Source organism: Niallia sp. Marseille-Q9988, assembly GCF_976954375.1.
Genome location: NZ_CDRJSZ010000004.1, coordinates 187,089 through 206,132, shown reverse-complemented (window position 1 = coordinate 206,132; position 19,044 = coordinate 187,089). Strand labels below are relative to the sequence as shown.

Here is a 19,044-nt window from a genome sequence, read left to right as displayed (position 1 = left end):
TCTAATATTCTTCCCAAATTTAATTCACTTTTTACGCTAATTCGAAACATTAAATTCTTTATACAGGAAATTATAAAAGAATAAAGTATAATTTTTTTCAGTAGATTATTCTTTTATAATAAAAAAAAAGAAAATCTTTTTATACTTATAAGATAAATTGCTATACTATACAAAGACCAATGTTAAAAGAGGAGTATATTAAAAATGGCCATAAAAAATTTTTTCAATAAAATATTTACATTAATTGAGCTTATTAGATTACCTTATATTAAACGAGCAACAGATAGAGAATTTAAAATGATTAATTCATATACTGACTATTTTAAAAAGAAAGCTATACTACATAACACTATATTATACCAGTCTCATAATGGAATGGGGATGTCCGATAGTCCTTTAGCTATTTTTAAGGAACTTATTTCCCATCCAAGCTACAAGGGTTATAAACATATATGGGTCGTAAATGATATAAATAATCCCACGATTAATCAATATAGTTCTATGTCTAATGTTAAATTTGTTAAACTTCATAGTGATGAGTATTTAATGTATCTTGCTTCTGCAAAATACTTAATTAATAACCATTCATTTCCAAGCTACTTTCAAAAAAGAGAAGAGCAAATTTATGTGAATACATGGCATAATACACCTTCCTTATATGATGAAAGCTCTAACTATGGGAGAGTTTATGCAAATACTCAAAGAAATTTCTTACAAGTAGACTACCTACTTACAGATAGTTTGCAAAACGCAAAAAATTTGATGGGTTCATATGATTTAGATGGTATATTCAAAGGGAAAATTTTAGCAGAAGGCTACCCGAGAATTGATTTGGTTTTGAATTCAAATAGTCAATTGGTTAAGAAACAGTTATCAAATTGCACCACCTATAAGAGCAATCAGAAATTAATCATTTATTCTACAACATGGAAAAATGAGTACTTCAGTAAACAAAATGATGATATAAAACTAACAGATTTCCTTGCACAACTAAAGCTGAATATTCCTACAGGATTTCAACTTTTACTAAATATTGAGGGACTTCCTCCTGCTACTATAAATGAAAATTTAAAGGATCTCATAATTCCTTCCTATATGGACATAAATGAAATATTATCTATTACAGACTTTCTTATTTCAGATAATATGCATATTATAAATGACTTTGCTTTTACAAATCGTCCAATAATATTTTTTACTAACGAAGAAGTTGATTCTTTTGAAATTCCAGTTAAAATTTGTACAGATTTAACTGCTGTTACTAAAGCCATGAGAAACATGTCTAATACCTTAACTTCTGACATAAAATATGGAAGTGAAACGAGTAAGATAACACCAAAAATTATAGATTCCGTTTTAAACAACAATTCTTCATGGAAAATCTATAGTATAGCAAATGAAAAAACCAATTTAATTTTCTATTGTGGAGGTTTTTAAATAACGGTATTACCACTTCTGCCATTAACCTTATAAACAATATTGATTACGATAGGTTTAATGTGATTGTAGTGGACAATATAAGAACAGACAAAGCATCCATTGAGAACTTCAAAAAAATTAATCATAACGCAACAAAGTTAATTAGAGTTGGCGCTATGAATATTTCTGTAAGCGAATGGTATATCCATCATTACATCACTAAAAAAGGATTAATTAATAACCGATTAGAAAAATATCTTCCTTTTAACTTATATAAAAGAGAGGCTCAAAGGCTTTTCGGTAATATAGATTATGATGTGGCCATAGATTTTAGTGGATATGTTCCATTTTGGTCATTTATATTTGCTTTCGGGGGATTCAAAAAGAAAGCAATATACCAACATAACGATATGCATGCTGAATACTATAAGAAAATCAACAATAAATTTAAACATAAACAAAAGATGAATCTAATTTTTCCTATCTATAAATATTTCGACAAAATAATTGCTGTTTCCAAAAATACAAGAGATGAAAATATTAAAAATCTTTCTAAATATATGGAAGAGACCAAAACAGTTTATGTTCATAACTGTATAGATTCAGAAAAAATTAAGCAACAGATCAAAGTAAATGAAGAAATGGTTTTGGAGGAGACTACCTTTTTACTCTCTAGCAAGGACATTTCTGATGGAAATTTGCAAATTAAAGGTATAAAAAAACCAACTAAGAATAAAATTAACTTTGTTACTATGGGAAGACTTTCTCCTGAAAAAGATCATGAAAAATTATTAAGGGCATTTAAAGAATTTTATACGAAAAAGAAAGATAGTATGTTATATATTATTGGCGAAGGAGTTCTTGAGACACAATTAAAAGAATTGACTTATAAATTAGGATTACAAAAAAATGTAATCTTTACAGGCCAATTAACAAATCCGTATTCTCTAATTAGCCAATGTGATTGTTTTATTCTTTCGTCTAATCATGAAGGACAGCCTATGGTGCTATTAGAAAATCTTATTATTGGCATGCCTATAATAGCTACAGATATACCTGGAAATAGAAGTATTTTGCAAGAAGATTATGGATTAATTGTTGAAAATAGTGTAAATGGATTAGTTCAAGGTATGGAACAATATTTGAATAATAATCTACCAAGATTTAATATGTTTAACTATACGTCTTATAATAAAGAAGCATTAGATAAATTTTATAAAGAAATTCTTTAAACAGAAAAAAGAATCTCCAACTTTTACACTAGTAGGAGATTCTTTTTTCTATCATTATAAATTCGCTAACATGTCAATCCATTTTTGTGATATTTCTTTTTCATTATATCTTTGGACAACTTCTGGACCATTTTCAGACATTCTTTGATACAATTTTTTATTTTTTAATAATTCAATTACAGCTTTTGCAGTAGCATCTATGTCATATTTTTCTGTTATAATGCCATCTACTCCATTTCTAACTACTTCGTTTGGGCCATACCTTGTATTATAAGATACAATTGGAGTTCCACAAGCTAAAGCTTCGTTGATAACTAGTGGAGATCCCTCATATAAAGAGGTCATTAACATAACAGAAGCTTTCTGTAATTCTGCTATTGGATTATCGGTAAAACCCTTGAGCTGGATATTATTTTCTAGATTCAATTCTTTAATTTGATTTTCTAACTCTTTTTCTAGCGCACCATATCCGTATATGTGGTACTTTACATTAGGAATTTTTTTTGCAACCTTTTTTATAACTTGTATAGCATCTTTTAAATTTTTTTGTCGATGATATCTTGCTAAAGAAATGACTAAATTCTCTTCCCTCGTTGTGTGAAATATCTCCACTTTATTTTGAAAATGTGGTATAACTACCATTTTATTTTCATGACCAAACACCTTACTTATATCTTTATATTGTTCATTAGTAAGCACTACTAATTTATCTATACTGTTAATATTTTGAAATAGCGGTTCACAAGTTGGTTCCAATTTCGTAATATCATCATATGGAGTTTTAAGATGCACGTTATGCAAAATAAAAATTTTCTTTAAATTTTCATGCTTTATATTCATAAATGGAAGAACAAATTCTCTTTTATCTATAAAAAGCACAGGATTACTAAACATATTTACTATTCCTTGTAACCAACCTGCTAATAATTCTAATTCATTTTGGTATTCTTGACCATTAATATGATAAAAGAAATTAGTTTCTTTTCCTGTATTTATATCAACTTTTGTAGATAGCACTGATGTTCCATCAGGTGAATAATAACAATTAAAAGCTGGTTTATTTTTTAATTTATCCATATGTATTACTTTTCTAGTATTTCCATTAGAATCAAAAATTTCTTTTCTAACCCTTGTCCACGGCACCTCAAAATGATCAACAAATTCAATGTTATTCTCTCTGTATAACTCATACATTACATAATGACGACTTATTAAAACATCTATAAACATTAGGGTTATTTTTATCCTGATATCTCATGTTTTCATCCAAAAATCTTGCTTCTTTTGAGTTATTAATATAAGTTTGATTATTTATAAATTGATCCGTTGATTCAAACAAGTTGAAAATTTTTACTTTTTGATCTATATTTCCGTTACTCTTATGATACTCTACTAGTTCGTTAAAATTGGGATGATAATTAAAAGTACAAATTATTACCTCATTATATTCTTTTATAAGCGCGTTCACACGATGGTATATTGCCTTAGTTACTCCTCCATTTTTTTTAAATATATTTCCCATTACCATTATAGGAGTTAGATTACTATTTTTCATAAAACAACTCATCCTTATTCTTATTTTAACCTTTTTAACCCTTTATAACTTTTACTAACCATATATATTTTGGGAAGATGTTGAATAAAGGACATCTTCCCTATATTGTAAATAATTAAACCTGAATATAACTATAAAACATTTCCATAGCAGACTTATTATATTCTACGTAGTCAAACTTCTTAAATGTTGGTTTTACTTCTCTCATTTTTTTTAAGCCTTGCACTAAACCTTCTATACTATTCTCCACTAATTCTCCATAGCCATTCTCTAGAACACTTCTATTCCCTGGTATATCTGTTGCAACAATAGGTTTATTTAAGATTAAACATTCCAACAGTACCATAGGCTGTCCTTCATGGTTAGAAGATAAGACGAAACAATCGCAATCTTGTATTAAGGGGAATGGATTATCTAATTGTCCCACCAGATGAATTTGATCATTTAACCCAAAAGACTTAATAGTTGATCTTATCTCCTCTTCTAATTCTCCCGTACCAATAATATATAACTCTGTATCCTTATACTCTTTATGGAATTCTGCGAATGCCTTAATCAATTTAATTTGATCTTTCTCTGGAGACATGCGCCCCATGGTTACAAAGTTAAATTTAGATGTATCAGGTACTTTTATTGCATTACCATCTAGGATTTGATTTATGTCCCCATTTTTCTCAATATAATATTCTTTGTTATTCACTTGCACTTTTTCCACTGAGGCAATGGCGTTAAGGACATATTGATAATTAATAGAGTTATGAACATAAACCATTTTTTGATCACTATTGACCACTAGATGAGATAAACCTGCTTTATTCTTATTTCTTGTATGCTTAGATACCGCAATAACATGATCATACTTATTATAAAGCGGAAAAATAACACTTAGATTTTCCTTATGTTTATATTCATTATCTACGATTTTATCATATTCCTCCATCATATCATTATGTTGGAAAATAGCTTTTTTGGAAATATCATTCGCTGCAAAAAGAATACTCCAAAATTTAACATAACCGCTAAAGTCAATTGCTATATCTATATCAACTGTCCCAAACATGCGTTTGAATTCTCTTTTGTACATAGTAATAATATCTTCTTCTAGATAATTCATTGGACCTTTTTTATAAAATTGTTCAGCTGCATAAGCAAATAATTGATTTTGACTTTCTAGCTCATTCAATGAGACATTCATACTTCCAACTCTATATAATTTCTTCACATGATTATTTAACTTCATGAAGTTTTTTGAACTTTCTTCATCAAATTCTGATTTGTCCGCTACAATAACATTGTATCTCTCGTAATCAATATTATTCATCAGATTGACAGCAGAAGTAGTGACTCCATTATTTAAGAAACCTCCACAATACATAACAATTGTTTTTTTATCATTTTTTACCGAATAAGTATGTTGCTTATTCTCGAAAAATACTGTATCAATTACTCTTTGTGTGCTAGCACCGTCTTCTAAATATAAAAATTCATTTATACATTTGTCCAACTTTTCATTAAATACGTCCTGATAATTTGATGCATTTTTAATCTCTTTTATCACACTTTCAATGGTAGAACAGATAGCCCCCGGCATATCATCTAAGTTTAAATAAAAACCTCTATCACGTTCGTATTCTTCTCGATCATAGGCATAAAAGATAACCGGTTTTTTTGTTGCTAAAAAGTCAAAGAAAATACTTGAATAGTCCGTAACAAGAATATCTACATCACTAAATAACTCATTACTATCAATTTTATCCGGAACTACATCGAAATCTAATTTGTTTTGCTTTATATATTTCTGCATTAACGTATGAACTTTTAATAAAATGACATATTCTTTCCCTAGTACTGACTTAAGCTTTCTCATGTCTCTTATTATCTTATTGATTTCACCAGAAACATTCCCAACTTCGCCCCTCCATGTTGGGGCATAAAGAATCACTTTTTTATCTGTTTTAATATTTAATTTATTAGCAAGTACATTGTTATCTTCTTTCACCAAGTCAATCCGTGGGTAACCTGATTCAATTATCTGTCCATTATATATTCCCCTTAAATCATGAGAATCAATAATTTTGTCGATGGTAAATTTATTAGGTGAAACTAAGTAATCTGTATGTAGAAAATTTCTCATGAGATTCTTATGCTGACCTAATGATCCTTCCATATCTTTACCTAATGTTTTTAATGGCGTACCATGCCATGTATTAACATAAATTTGCCCTTCTTTTTTTATAAAGTAAGGAGGAAAAGATGTATTATTAATTAAATATTTACAAGAAGCTAAGTATTGGAGATATTCCTCTGAGTTTACTCTAACAAATTCCACATTTGGCAAATTGAGATACTCTTTAGGGCAATCGTTTAAGTTATTTAGTGCCCAAACATGATGAAAATCAGAGAACCTCGGATCCTTAATTAGTGTTTTGAAAATTGCATAAGGATTACAAGTCATATTTTTCCCGTGGAAACTTTCATAAAAAATAGTATTATCTCTGACTTCCAAAATCTCATAATAATTTGTATAATCAACTACTTGACTAAAACTCTTATTTGTAAAATACATTTTCTCAGTGTTAGTTGAAATATCTCTATTCTTTCTAACAATTAATTCTTTCTTTTCAATCATTTCTTTCTTAATTAAAGTATTAAATTTAGTCTTTTTTCTAGATCTTCCATTTGGGTCTGTTACATTAATTTCATAACCAGTTATTTTTTCCACTGTTTTCCTAGCTAATCTTAGTGGTTTTAAGATATTTTTCTTCAAGTTTATTTCCCCTTATACGGTGATATTAATTTTAACTTTTACCTTACGTTTCTTTTTTATTCTATAGAAAATAATTCATTAAGAATAAATCATATTTAATATTCAACCATTATTATAATGTTTTTATATACTTAATTCTACCGTTTAGGCAAGATAGATTAATTCCCCATAATAAAAAGGGGAACGCTCCTATTTCCCCTAAAAGTAACAGTTAAATATTATTTTGCTCTCCTACAAGTTTTTGCGTTAGCTGAATTAAATAATCCTTTAAGGGTTCACTAAGATCTTCACGCTTTAACGCAAATTCAATTGTAGTTTGAATAAAACCTAATTGTTCTCCAACATCATAGCGATTGCCCTCAAATTGATAAGCAAATACTCTTTGGATTTGATTTAATTTCTCAATTGCATCCGTCAACTGTATCTCTCCACCTGCTCCTATCTCCTGCGTTTCAAGAAAACGGAATATCTGAGGTGTGAAAATATACCTTCCTATAATCGCTAAATTCGAAGGAGAGGTACCTTGCTTAGGTTTTTCAACAAATCTACTAACTTGATATCTTCTACCAACCTGGCTTGCAGGGTCAATAATTCCATAGCGATGAGTTTCTGATTCTGGAACACTTTGAACACCAATTACCGAAGATAACGTCTCATCGTATTGTTCGATTAATTGCCCTAAACATGGCTTTTTACTATCAACAATATCATCACCTAAAAGAACCGCGAATGGTTCATTTCCAATAAAATTTCTAGCACACCATACAGCATGTCCTAGACCTTTGGGTTGTTTTTGTCGTATATAATGGATATCTACATTTGCCGATTCCTTTACTTTCGCAAGTAGCTCGAACTTTTCCTTTGCAACTAGATTTTCTTCTAATTCCAACGAATTATCAAAATGGTCTTCTATCGCCCTTTTACCTTTTCCTGTTACAATAATGATATCCTCAATTCCCGAGGCAACAGCTTCCTCTACAATATATTGAATAGTTGGTTTATCTACAATAGGCAACATTTCTTTTGGCATCGCTTTAGTTGCTGGTAAGAATCTAGTTCCAAGTCCGGCAGCTGGTATTATGGCTTTTTTCACTCTACTCATTCATTAGCCTCCTTAAGAAAAATAATAATATATTTTATTATTTTTACCTCTTTTTGTCCAACATAACTTCTATATATTATTTTTCCCCTATATTCTCAATAATATTTATTATCGCTTGTATAAATTCAACTTCTTATGATGCATATTAATAGAATAGCGATTAGATTTTGCATTAAGCAACTATTCAAATTAATTATACCTTTTATTGATTCTTTCTGGTATTCTTATATTAGTTATCAATTTTTGTCAAGATATGGAGGATTTAGAAGAATGGATACTAAAAGGCCCAAAAAAAAGAAGCGTAAATGGCTACGAATTACCCTAATAGTAGTATTATTACTATTAATAGGTGTTGGAATTTATATATATAGTGTTTGGAACTCTTTAAATAATGCTGTTGAAACTATGCAGCAACCAATTGAACGGGAAACTTCTAAACGAGATAAAACATTAAGTTTGAATAACAAAGAACCCTTTTCCATATTAATGCTTGGTGTTGATGAACGTGATGGAGATAAGGGACGTTCTGATACCATGATTGTGGTCACAGTTAATCCTGAAAAGAAATCAGCAAAATTATTAAGTATTCCTCGTGACACTCGTACAGAAATCATAGGGCATGGAACAACTGATAAAATCAATCATGCATATGCTTTTGGCGGTGTCGCCATGGCAATGGATACAGTTGAAAATTTCCTTGACATTCCTATTGATTACTATATGCAAATTAATATGGAAGGTTTTCAAGATATCGTTAATGCTGTAGGTGGAGTTACAGTAAATAATGACCTCGATTTCACCTATGAAGGAGTACATTTTAAAAAAGGAACCCTTACATTAAACGGAGAAGATGCATTAAAATTCTCACGAATGAGATACGACGACCCTAGAGGTGACTTCGGCAGACAACTTCGACAAAGAATGATTATTGAAGCTGTTGTGAAAAAAGGGGCTAGTTTAAATTCATTAACTAATTTTCATAATATCTTTGAGGCACTGGGTAAAAATATAAAGACAGACATCACTTTTGATGAAATGGTTGATATCCAAGCTAATTATAAAAGTGCTGCCAATAATATCGAACAATTAACTATCACTGGTACCGGGCAAACAATTAACAAAGTTTGGTATCTAATTGTAGATGAATCAGAAAAAACTAAAATCCAGAATACATTAAAAGAACATTTAAATATAAAGTAAATATAAAAAAGAGCGATATCAAACTTTAGGAGTTGATATCGCCTTTTAATACTTCTTTCCATACTCTTTCTGATGATTTTCCACATTCTAAATAGCAAAACCTTTTGTAGAAGTTTTCAAAATCAACACTTAAACCTTCTAATTCAGCAACCTTTATCGCACCAATCACTTCTTTCGTTGTTTTCACAAGAGGACCTGGAGCTTTTTTTTCAAAATCGAAATAGAACCCTCTGAGTTTATCGCGATATTCCTCGATATCATATACATAAAAGATCATTGGTTTTCTTAAGTTAGCATAATCAAAAAATACAGAAGAGTAATCTGTCACTAAGAAATCTGAGATCAGATAAAGTTCTCTAATATCTTCATAATTTGAAAAATCATATGCAAACCCCTCATATGGTGTTAAATCAAAATTTTCCGCTACAAGATAGTGCATTCTAAGTACTACGATGTATTCATCACCTAATTGCTCTCTCATTAAAGGCAAATCTAATTCTAAATTAAATTTATATTTGCCCCTTCCATAAAATTGATTATCTCTCCATGTTGGAGCATAAAGAATAATCTTTTTATCTGATGGTAATTTAAATTGAACCTTAAGTTCCTCTATTTTTTCATTCGAATTATCTCTATATAATACATCATTTCTTGGATAACCCGATTCAATCATTTTCTTTCTAAAATCGAACGCTCGCTCGAATATTTCAGAGGAATACGAATTGGGGGATATTAAATAATCCCACTTGGAAGACTCTTTAAGAAAATTCTCCTTATATTTAATTGTATCTGTTCCTGGCATATGTACCTCATCCATATCAGCTGCTAATTTTTTTAGAGGTGTTCCATGCCATGTTTGTATGTACTTAGTGTTTCTTGGTTTAGGTATCCATAATGGAAGCCTACTATTGCTAACCCAATAGTTAGCTCTCGCCATCACAAACATCCATTTAATAGAAAATCTCTTAACAACCTCTACATTCTTACCTTCGAAATTGTGTAGATATCTTTTGTCTACACTCCAATATAATTTATAATTAGGATAATTTTCTTTCATATATTCGTATAATGCGCGAGGATTGTCACTATACTGTTTTCCTAAAAAACTCTCAAAAATCACCGTATTTTTTTTTACTGGTAGCATACTTGTTAATTTAAACAATACTTTGTATATTCTTTTTAACATTTTTTTATTTTTCCACTTCTTTAATTTAATTTTAATTTGACTATTCCATTCTCTTCTTCGATTATACACATAAATTTTTGTAGATAAAAACTTTTTTGACTTTGTCTGTTTTACAATAATTTTCCTTTTAAGCCCTTTTATATAGATTAACGCTTCATGACTTATATCTTCAAAGGGAGAAACTTGAACTCGAGGACTATATTTTTTAATTATTTTTGTATCTTTTTCATAAGTTTCTTTTATGTAAAACCTAAAAAACTCTAAACCATCTGTCTGAATATATTTTGGCAAAAACATCTCACCACTATAATAATAAAGAGAATAGTCTTTTTGGAATTCTTTTGTATCCAATATTCTCAAAGGCATTTCTTCCATTAATTCACTATCGTGATTTGTAACTACTAAATATCTTTTAGGGTTAATTTCATTTTTTTGTTGAGTATTAATAACATAACCAAAAGGATAATAGACCTTCTCTATCTAGATGGACCTCACTCACTCTTGCAATTATACCATTTCGTATTGTTTTAAAAGATAAATTATATTTATTTGTTGTATATGGATAAACAGTCTTTCCTAAGGACTCATATATATATAACTTAAATTCTAATGGCTCATTCTTGCTTTTTAATCGATATTTTGATTCTGATTTTCCATTATTTATTATTATATATACATCCAGTACATCTATCTCACTGAAAAAAATTTTATTTTTTCTAAGTCAATTTCTGCTTCCATTAATGCATGGGAATTTTTAATTTTTTTAGTTTTTACAGGAAACACTAATTTTTTCCTTGATTATTTCTTTTATTAAGTTGTAGTAACAGTTTATTTCCATCTAGCAAATTGAGTTTTATATCAAATGATATTATCATCTCTGTTTCCATAACATTTAAGCTACTTAAAATTATATGAGGTAATTCCTTTTTCAAATTTCACATCTCCTAATTTATACTACACGTTATGTTTTTTATTATTACTATTGATAATATAGAGAATAAACTAGTCTTATTATGTAATACTAAAATTACATATTTATTCCGCCAAATTACAAATTATTTGTATTTACTTGTCAGTTTAAAGGAAGTGCTTTAATATATAAGAATGAAATAAATCCTAATACCATCTTTACCAAGTTTCCATCTTAATAAAATAAAAAAGAAAATAATATTTAGGCTCATACTTAAAATAATTTATTTAAATAGGAGGCAAACAATGAAGAAAGTAATTACTTATGGAACCTTCGACTTATTACACTGGGGCCATATTAATATCTTAAAGAGAGCTAAGGAATTAGGCGATCATTTAACAGTTGCCCTTTCCAGCGATGAATTTAATGCCATTAAAAATAAACAAGCATACCATACTTATGATAATCGAAAAATGATTTTAGAAGCAATTCGTTATGTTGATGAAGTAATTCCTGAGCATGATTGGGACCAAAAAATAAGAGATGTTGTAGATCATAACATTGATATTTTTGTTATGGGAGACGATTGGGAAGGAAAATTTGACTTCTTAAAGGATTACTGTGAAGTGGTTTATCTTCCAAGAACGGTTGGGATTTCCACAACAAAAATTAAAAAGGACTTATTTAAAGTAAATGGTTAGAGAGTTAACCATTTACTTATACTTAAAACTATTTTCTTTTCTATTTGGAATTGCAAAACTATTTCCTTTACAGAAGAAAATAGTTTTTTGTGTGTCTTTTGTTGAAAATACTACTCATCTCTATGAGGAATTAAAGAAAGATTACCCAAACATCCAATGCATTTTATTAACAGATGATAAAACTCATCCTTTTTTTAAAGAACGGATTACAAGAGATACGGTTTTGCACTTCTCTCCAAAACATCCTTTATCTTTCCTTAAAGGAATATATTTTTTAGCAACATCTCAAGTGATTATATTAGATAATTATTATGGTTTCTTATCTTCTATCACATTCAAGAAAAATGTAAAAAAAATACAGATTTGGCATGCGAATGGCGCAATTAAAACTTTTGGCTGGAAAGACTTAAGTGTCAAAGATCGTTCAAGTAAAGCGAAAGAGAGATTCGCAGCTGTCTATAAACAGTTTGACTATATTCTGTCTGGTTCAGAAAAAATGTCTGCTATCTTTTGTGAAGCCTTCTCTGCTTCCTCCCGTCAAATACTACAAATGGGAATACCAAGAACAGATATTTTTTTTGATAAAGAACATATAGAGAAAGTGACAAGCTCCTTTTATAAAAAGTATACCAATCTAAAAAATAAGAAAATTATTCTCTATGCTCCAACTTTTCGAGAAAATGAAGCAGAATTATCTAATCAAATTCATTTAGACCTTCCCTATTTAAAAAATGCTTTAGCATCAGAGTATATCATTCTTGTTCGTCTTCATCCTAGCATTAATAATCAAATAGATTTTAGTGACTATAACGGCTTTGTTTATAATTTTTCTGATTACCCTATTTTGAATGATTTATTATTTATTACCGACATATTAATAACGGACTACTCCTCTATACCTTTTGAATTTTCATTTTTGCAAAAGCCAATGATTTTTTATCCTTATGATTTAGAAGAATACAGAAAGACTCGAGGTTTTTGGGTACCTTATCATGAACTTGTTCCTGGTCCCATTGCTTTTTCAACCGAAGAGATCGTTGAAATCATTCACCATTCTTCTTTTCAATTAGAAAAAATTGCTGATTTTCATCAAGAATGGAATACGTATTCAATTGGCAGCTCTAGTAAGAATGTTGTCGAAACGATAAATAACTGGTTAATTTAATAAAAAATGACCTTTAGCACTTTGGCTAAAGGTCACTTTTTATCCATCCGACATTTCTCGGGAAATACTTGTCAGCTTTTGTTGATAATTTTAGTGTTTTCAATGAATTTAAACGCGGTATATATATACTATAAGAAAAAATAGTAGAAAGGATGATAAATATGAAAATAAAAGCTGGAAGCTGGAGATTACTAAGTTCTCAAGATAAGCAATTTATTTTACAAACTGTTTGTTCCCTTTCTCAATATAAGGGAAAAGCACATGCTAATTAAGCCTCATATAGTTCAATTGGTAACCCATCAGGATCTGCAAAAAAGGAAAACTTTTTGGCTGTAATTGGATCAATCCGAATTTCTTCAACTGTAATATTGCTCGATTGTAAATATTGTACAGTTTCTTCTATGTTATTCACTTCAAATGCAATATGACGTAAGCCAGCAGCCTCAGGATAACTTGGTCTTTCCTTTGGATTAGGAAAAGAAAAAAGTTCAATTTGATAAATATCATTTACTAAAAGGTCTAGCTTATATGAGTCTCTTTCTTCTCTGTATACTTCGTTTAGTGGTTTAAAACCTAATAGATCAACATAAAATTGTTTAGAAACTTCGTAATTACTACAGATAATTGCTATATGATGAATACGATTTACATTAAACATTTTTTAGCTCCCTTTGTGTTAAATACGATTGCTGAGACAAGCTATCCAACCTAAAATAAGACCGGAGTGTTAGAAAAAAGCGAAGAAATTGTATTGATTCCTTCGCCTTCAGTATTATTTATTATGCCATTTCCAAGCACTTTCAATAATTGTCCCTAAGCCTCTTTCTGCTTTCCAGCCAAGTTCGCTGAATATTTTATCTGAAGAAGCAACTAATCTTGCTGGGTCTCCTGCTCTTCTATCACCAAGAATTACGTTCGCTTTTTCACCAGTAACCTTTTCACACATTTCAATTACTTGTTTTACAGAATAGCCCACCCCATTGCCAAGATTATAGGTTTCTGCTTTCTTTGTTCCATTTAATAGGGCGTCTAATGCAGCTATATGAGCATTGGCTAAATCTGTTACATGGATATAATCGCGAATACAAGTCCCATCTTCTGTTGGATAATCTGTACCAAAGACAGAGATAGACTCTCTTTCTCCCAATAATTGCTGTAAGATAATCGGAATTAAATGTGTTTCCGGATCATGATTTTCGCCGATTTCGCCTGATACATGAGCACCTGCGGCATTGAAATAACGTAATACTACATAATTAAGTCCATAAGCTGCATGAAAATCAGCTAAAATTTGTTCTACCATTAATTTTGATCTTCCATACGGATTAATAGGGGAAGTTTCTGATTTTTCTACAATTATTTCCTCCTTCGGAATTCCATATGTAGCCGCAGTAGATGAGAATATAAAGTTTTTAACATTATGTTTTAACATGACATTTAATAATGTTAATGTATTAGCAACATTATTCTCATAATACTTATACGGATCTTGAACAGATTCACCTACTAGACTAAAAGCAGCAAAATGCATGACTGCTTTAATTGGATACTTCGAAAAAATGGATTCTAAGTCCTCCACATTTCCTAAATCACCTTTTACGAAAACTGCACGAGAATCAACAGCTTCCTCATGTCCGGTAGCAAGATTATCTAGTACTACCACTTCTTCCTTTTCCACCAATTCTTTGACTAGATGGCTACCAATATAGCCAGCTCCACCTACTACTAAAATCATAAGAATAATTCTCCTTTAAATTACAATTTAAACTCTTTCCTATTTTATCACATCTTTTACATTTATTATTCTTATAAGAAGTTAAATATAATAACTTAAAAAGAAAAACCTATATTGATACCTTACTCTGTCAGATAAAAATTAAAATAATCTAGTCATTATATCACTTTTTCTCATATTAAAAACTACAAAAACTATTGTCAAAAACCGAAAAACATAGTATCTTTAAAAAGAATCAGCAGAAAACGTTTTCAACAATTAAATTCAACCATCTTCTTTTTTTGCTATTTTGCGCAAACGTTTTCACAAACCTTTTCATCATGACTTCACTTTCTCGATAAATACCTTTATTTTCTTAGCGCAATCGTTTTCTTGGAAGCAATACATAGGTAGCAACAGAAGTCATTCTGTTTCTCATAAAAAAATGGAAAGGAGAATGTTTTTTGAAAACAAAAAAACATCCTTATCTCGCACTATGTTTAATTTTTCTTCTTATTTTCAGCAGCTTTGGAGGCTATCTTCCAAGTAAAAAAGCACAAGCAGATAGTTTACTAGATTCCCCTATCCTTACTGCTGATAAGTCCGTGCAGTTTTTCTATGATAATGCAGCTGCAAAGGAAGTTAAAGTGGCAGGAAGCTTTACGGATTGGCAAAATGGAGCATTATCAATGGAACAGGATGCTGATAATCGATGGTCGCTTACCGTTCCGAATCTCGCAGCAGGTGTCTATCAATATAAGTTTATCGTGGACAATGAATGGATAACAGATCCAGCCAATGAAAAGATAGAAAATGGAAACAGTACCTTCGTTGTTCCCGGCTTAAATCTTGATTTAATTCCTGTAAAAGTTGAAAAAAATAAAGCCTATCCATTAGAAGCAACACTAGTAAACAAAGATGGCAGTGTGCAAAAGGAAACGCAGCTAACTTGGTCACTGAAAGACAAAGTTGAAGGTATCGAGCTTGTTGATGGACTACTAAAAGTGCATGACAATGCAAAAGCAAATGAATCCTTTACCCTTCTTGCTGAAAAAGATGGGGAAAAAGCAGAAAAGAAAATCGAGATTGTTGGAAGCATGTATACGTACAATATAAACTATTACCGTTTCGATGAAGACTATACGAAATGGGATTTATGGATTTTTAACAGTGGCGTACCTGATAATGGCTTTCCTTTTACGAAGAATGTTACAAATGATTATACGTTTATAAGTGGAACTTATTCTTTTCCAGAAAACGAGATAACCATTATCCCCCGCAAAGGAAACTGGGAAGCACAAGATGCGCAAAATACAATTGTTGTTGCTGATGGCAAACAAGATACTGAAGCATGGGTAATTGAAGGATTAGAAACTGTTTTTTACTCGAAAGAAGAAGCTATTAAAGCCATTGATAAGTTAAAGGGAGGCAATTATGAACGGCGACATATCCAATTTATGTATGATCGACCTGATTCAGATTACAAGGATTGGCATATATGGGTTTGGGGAACTGGTGTAAAAGATGATCAAATCGATTTTGATCAAAATCTCCATGGCATGGCGACTGCAACGATTAATGTAAGTGAAGAAACGCAAAACGTTGGATTTATTTTACGAAAGGGTGAGAATTGGGATACTGCTATTAAAGAAGGTAATGGAGACCGTTACATTTCTCTAAATAAAACAGATTTAATAACGAAGGTTTATGTAACTAGTGGTCAAGAGGATCTTTATATTGTCCCTGAAGTTACTGGTCCTGTTTTGGAAAACGGAAATGCCACATTCTACTACAGAGACAAAGATTTATTTGCTAAAAATGAAATGGACAAAATCGAGCAAGTAGAACTTCAATACAATGGAAAACGTTATAAGATGGCGAATGAAACAAAGAATGAACGTTTTTCCTATACGATAGAAAATATTCCAGAAGGAACGCATCCTTATTCATTCTTTGTCACAATTGATGGGATAGAAACAGAGGTTACTGATCCTTACAATACAGTCGATGGAAAGTCCCTTCTCGCTTATGAAAAAGCAGATTTAAATATACTTGCAAATATCCATCCAAAAGAAGCTACTTATAACGACAATGCAGTACTAGCGGTTGATTGGAAAACAAACAAGAATACAGCTATTAGAGAAGTTTATGCTGATTTACGAACAATTGGTGGAAAAGAAAAAGTAGCGATTGATCCACAATTAAAGGAACTAACCATTGCTATTGACCAAAATACAACTACTGGACCAAAAGAAATTCCAGTATATATTATCGATCAGTATGGCAACACTCATACAGAAAAAGCAGAAATCACCATTAAAGCAAGACATTCAGTAGGAAAAGATGATTTTGACTGGGATGAGGCAAGAATATACTTTATGCTTACCGATCGATTCTTTGATGGAGATACATCCAACAATGATCCGTACGGTATTGGCTATGATACGAGTAAATCTGGAACCTATCATGGTGGAGACATTAAGGGCATAACGAAAAAGTTAGATTACCTCGAAAACCTTGGAATCAATACAATATGGATTAATCCTATAGTAGAAAATATCCAGTACGATGTTCGCAATGAAGAGCCAGAAACCCCTTATTATGCGTACCATGGATATTGGGCTAGTAATTTTGAAAAGTTAAATCCTCATTTTGGATCAATGGAAGATTTTCATGAGCTAATTGATGCAGCCCATGATCGTGGGATAAAAATTATGGTTGATGTTGTCGTAAACCATGCCGGCTATGGTTTAAAAGCAAGTGATGCAGTAAATGATGGAAAAATCGCCAACTTCCCTACATCGGAAGATCGAAATCGTTTTGCTGGAATGTTCCGTGATGGTGGCACAGATACTGTACAAGGGGAACTATCTGGACTACCTGATTTCTTAACCGAGAAGCCAGAAGTACGGAAACAAATTGTAGATTGGCAAACTAGCTGGATTGAAAAATCAAAAACAGCGAAAGGCAACACGATCGATTACTTCCGTGTCGATACAGTCAAGCACGTTGAAAATACAACCTGGATGAGCTTCAAAAATGAATTATCAAAAATTATGCCAAGCTTTAAATTAATTGGAGAAGCATGGGGAGCACAGGTAAATGACGATCAAGGCTATTTAAATAGTGGCATGATGGATTCCTTATTAGATTTCGATTTCAAATATTTAGCACGTGATTTTGCAAATGGCGATATAGAGCGTGTCCAACTTGCATTAGAGGAAAGAAATAATAAGCTTTCAAATACAGGAACATTAGGCCAATTTTTAGGTAGTCATGATGAAGATGGATTTTTAGAATCTGTTGATGGTGACATAGGAAAGCTTAAACTTGCAGCAGCTCTCCAAATTACTTCCAAAGGTCAACCTGTCATTTACTATGGAGAAGAGCTTGGACTGTCAGGAGCAAATAATTACCCTTACTATGATAACCGTTATAGTATTGATTGGAATTTAACACAAAACAATGATGTCCTAGCACACTATACAAAACTATTAAATGCTAGAAAAGAATACTCTAGCGTATTTTCAAAAGGAACTCGTGCTCAAGTAACGGGGAGTGATGAAGAAGGTTATTCTGTATTTAAACGTGAATACTCCAATCAGCAAGTTTTTGTGGGATTAAATACGAAAGAAACAGCAAATGAAGTAACTTTTGAAGTTCCATTTGCTAAGGAAGCAGTAGATTTATATTCTGGAAAGACATATCCTATTAGTGAAAATAAAATTACGATAAGCCTTCCTTCTAGAGAAGACGGTGGAACTATTCTATTAGTCGATGCTGATGAAAAAGAGCCAACTCAGCCTACTAAACCAGAAACACCACCTACTTCTGGAGAAACAGATTCGGAAACACCACCGCCTGCTTCTGGTGGTAACGATGTTAAAACACCAGGCTCGGAGGATTCAAAGCAAGTCACAGAATCATCAAGTAATCCAAACAAAGGAAAAGGAGAATCACTTCCTAATACTGCTACAGGTACTTATAACCTTCTTTTAATTGGGTTAAGTCTCCTGCTAATTGGGGCAATTGTATTTCTAGTACAAAAAAGGAAAAAGCGAACAGCTAATTAACAGAGAAAAATACCTGACAA

13 protein-coding genes and 1 pseudogene are annotated in these 19,044 nt (G+C 31.0%); 6 read left to right on the top strand and 8 right to left on the bottom strand.

The genetic code is table 11. The features are described 5' to 3' along the window. The first annotated feature begins 204 nt into the window (after positions 1–204). The gene (locus ACWNMZ_RS07965; protein ID WP_449598568.1) at positions 205–1,437 is read left to right on the top strand and encodes a CDP-glycerol glycerophosphotransferase family protein; all 1,233 of its coding nucleotides are present in this window, start codon (positions 205–207) and stop codon (positions 1,435–1,437) included. Beyond that, positions 1,422–2,651 carry a glycosyltransferase gene (locus ACWNMZ_RS07960; protein ID WP_449598567.1) on the top strand — a complete coding sequence of 410 codons (1,230 nt, stop codon included), beginning with the start codon at positions 1,422–1,424 and terminating at the stop codon, positions 2,649–2,651. The genes ACWNMZ_RS07965 and ACWNMZ_RS07960 overlap by 16 nt, the downstream gene beginning before the upstream one ends. 54 nt (positions 2,652–2,705) lie before the next feature. Here the strand turns inward: ACWNMZ_RS07960 and ACWNMZ_RS07955 are convergent, their stop codons facing one another. The 4 genes from ACWNMZ_RS07955 to galU all read right to left on the bottom strand — a co-directional run bounded on the left by ACWNMZ_RS07955 (position 2,706) and on the right by galU (position 8,075). Beyond that, entirely contained in the window at positions 2,706–3,845 is a 1,140-nt protein-coding gene (locus tag ACWNMZ_RS07955; RefSeq protein ID WP_449598566.1) for a glycosyltransferase, read from the bottom strand. Further along, positions 3,838–4,206: a hypothetical protein gene (locus tag ACWNMZ_RS07950; RefSeq protein WP_449598565.1), complete on the bottom strand. Its 369-nt coding sequence runs from the start codon at positions 4,204–4,206 to the stop codon at positions 3,838–3,840. The genes ACWNMZ_RS07955 and ACWNMZ_RS07950 overlap by 8 nt, the downstream gene beginning before the upstream one ends. Before the next feature lie 115 nt (positions 4,207–4,321). Beyond that, positions 4,322–6,973 carry a glycosyltransferase gene (locus ACWNMZ_RS07945; RefSeq protein WP_016202181.1) on the bottom strand — a complete coding sequence of 884 codons (2,652 nt, stop codon included), beginning with the start codon at positions 6,971–6,973 and terminating at the stop codon, positions 4,322–4,324. A gap of 211 nt (positions 6,974–7,184) precedes the next feature. Beyond that, positions 7,185–8,075: a UTP--glucose-1-phosphate uridylyltransferase GalU gene (gene galU / locus ACWNMZ_RS07940; RefSeq protein ID WP_016202180.1), complete on the bottom strand. Its 891-nt coding sequence runs from the start codon at positions 8,073–8,075 to the stop codon at positions 7,185–7,187. A 270-nt stretch (positions 8,076–8,345) separates the two neighbouring features. Between galU and tagU the strand changes: the two genes are divergently transcribed. After that, positions 8,346–9,275, top strand: coding sequence for a polyisoprenyl-teichoic acid--peptidoglycan teichoic acid transferase TagU (gene tagU / locus ACWNMZ_RS07935; RefSeq protein WP_016202179.1), 930 nt, complete (start codon positions 8,346–8,348; stop codon positions 9,273–9,275). 25 nt (positions 9,276–9,300) lie between these two features. Here the strand turns inward: tagU and ACWNMZ_RS07930 are convergent. Continuing rightward, positions 9,301–10,608, bottom strand: a pseudogene (locus ACWNMZ_RS07930) (CDP-glycerol glycerophosphotransferase family protein); the annotation flags it as partial. A gap of 635 nt (positions 10,609–11,243) precedes the next feature. Beyond that, positions 11,244–11,393: a hypothetical protein gene (locus tag ACWNMZ_RS07925; protein WP_449598564.1), complete on the bottom strand. Its 150-nt coding sequence runs from the start codon at positions 11,391–11,393 to the stop codon at positions 11,244–11,246. A gap of 283 nt (positions 11,394–11,676) precedes the next feature. Here ACWNMZ_RS07925 and tagD point away from each other — a divergent pair, with 283 nt between their 5' ends. Continuing rightward, complete coding sequence (gene tagD / locus ACWNMZ_RS07920; protein WP_016202177.1) at positions 11,677–12,072, top strand: glycerol-3-phosphate cytidylyltransferase; 396 nt, start codon at positions 11,677–11,679, stop codon at positions 12,070–12,072. Continuing rightward, the gene (locus ACWNMZ_RS07915) at positions 12,065–13,237 is read left to right on the top strand and encodes a CDP-glycerol glycerophosphotransferase family protein (RefSeq protein WP_285846402.1); all 1,173 of its coding nucleotides are present in this window, start codon (positions 12,065–12,067) and stop codon (positions 13,235–13,237) included. Before tagD ends, ACWNMZ_RS07915 begins: the two co-directional genes overlap by 8 nt. Positions 13,238–13,505: 268 nt before the next feature. Here ACWNMZ_RS07915 and gloA2 read toward each other — a convergent pair whose 3' ends face one another. Further along, positions 13,506–13,895 carry an SMU1112c/YaeR family gloxylase I-like metalloprotein gene (gene gloA2, locus ACWNMZ_RS07910; RefSeq protein ID WP_169189145.1) on the bottom strand — a complete coding sequence of 130 codons (390 nt, stop codon included), beginning with the start codon at positions 13,893–13,895 and terminating at the stop codon, positions 13,506–13,508. A 114-nt stretch (positions 13,896–14,009) separates the two neighbouring features. Continuing rightward, positions 14,010–14,972, bottom strand: coding sequence for a UDP-glucose 4-epimerase GalE (gene galE, locus ACWNMZ_RS07905; protein ID WP_251627629.1), 963 nt, complete (start codon positions 14,970–14,972; stop codon positions 14,010–14,012). A 443-nt stretch (positions 14,973–15,415) separates the two neighbouring features. Between galE and ACWNMZ_RS07900 the strand changes: the two genes are divergently transcribed. Then, entirely contained in the window at positions 15,416–19,024 is a 3,609-nt protein-coding gene (locus ACWNMZ_RS07900) for an alpha-amylase family glycosyl hydrolase (RefSeq protein WP_251627631.1), read from the top strand. The last annotated feature ends 20 nt before the right edge of the window (positions 19,025–19,044 follow it).

What these genes read in the sequence shown, in the direction of transcription:
- ACWNMZ_RS07955 (WP_449598566.1), bottom strand. Translation starts at nt 3,845, where the DNA reads ATGTATGAGTTATACAGAGAGAATAACATTGAATTTGTTGATCATTTT.
- gloA2 (WP_169189145.1), bottom strand. Translation starts at nt 13,895, where the DNA reads ATGTTTAATGTAAATCGTATTCATCATATAGCAATTATCTGTAGTAAT.
- tagU (WP_016202179.1), top strand. Translation starts at nt 8,346, where the DNA reads ATGGATACTAAAAGGCCCAAAAAAAAGAAGCGTAAATGGCTACGAATT.
- galE (WP_251627629.1), bottom strand. Translation starts at nt 14,972, where the DNA reads ATGATTTTAGTAGTAGGTGGAGCTGGCTATATTGGTAGCCATCTAGTC.
- tagD (WP_016202177.1), top strand. Translation starts at nt 11,677, where the DNA reads ATGAAGAAAGTAATTACTTATGGAACCTTCGACTTATTACACTGGGGC.
- ACWNMZ_RS07965 (WP_449598568.1), top strand. Translation starts at nt 205, where the DNA reads ATGGCCATAAAAAATTTTTTCAATAAAATATTTACATTAATTGAGCTT.
- ACWNMZ_RS07950 (WP_449598565.1), bottom strand. Translation starts at nt 4,206, where the DNA reads ATGAAAAATAGTAATCTAACTCCTATAATGGTAATGGGAAATATATTT.
- galU (WP_016202180.1), bottom strand. Translation starts at nt 8,075, where the DNA reads ATGAGTAGAGTGAAAAAAGCCATAATACCAGCTGCCGGACTTGGAACT.
- ACWNMZ_RS07915 (WP_285846402.1), top strand. Translation starts at nt 12,065, where the DNA reads ATGGTTAGAGAGTTAACCATTTACTTATACTTAAAACTATTTTCTTTT.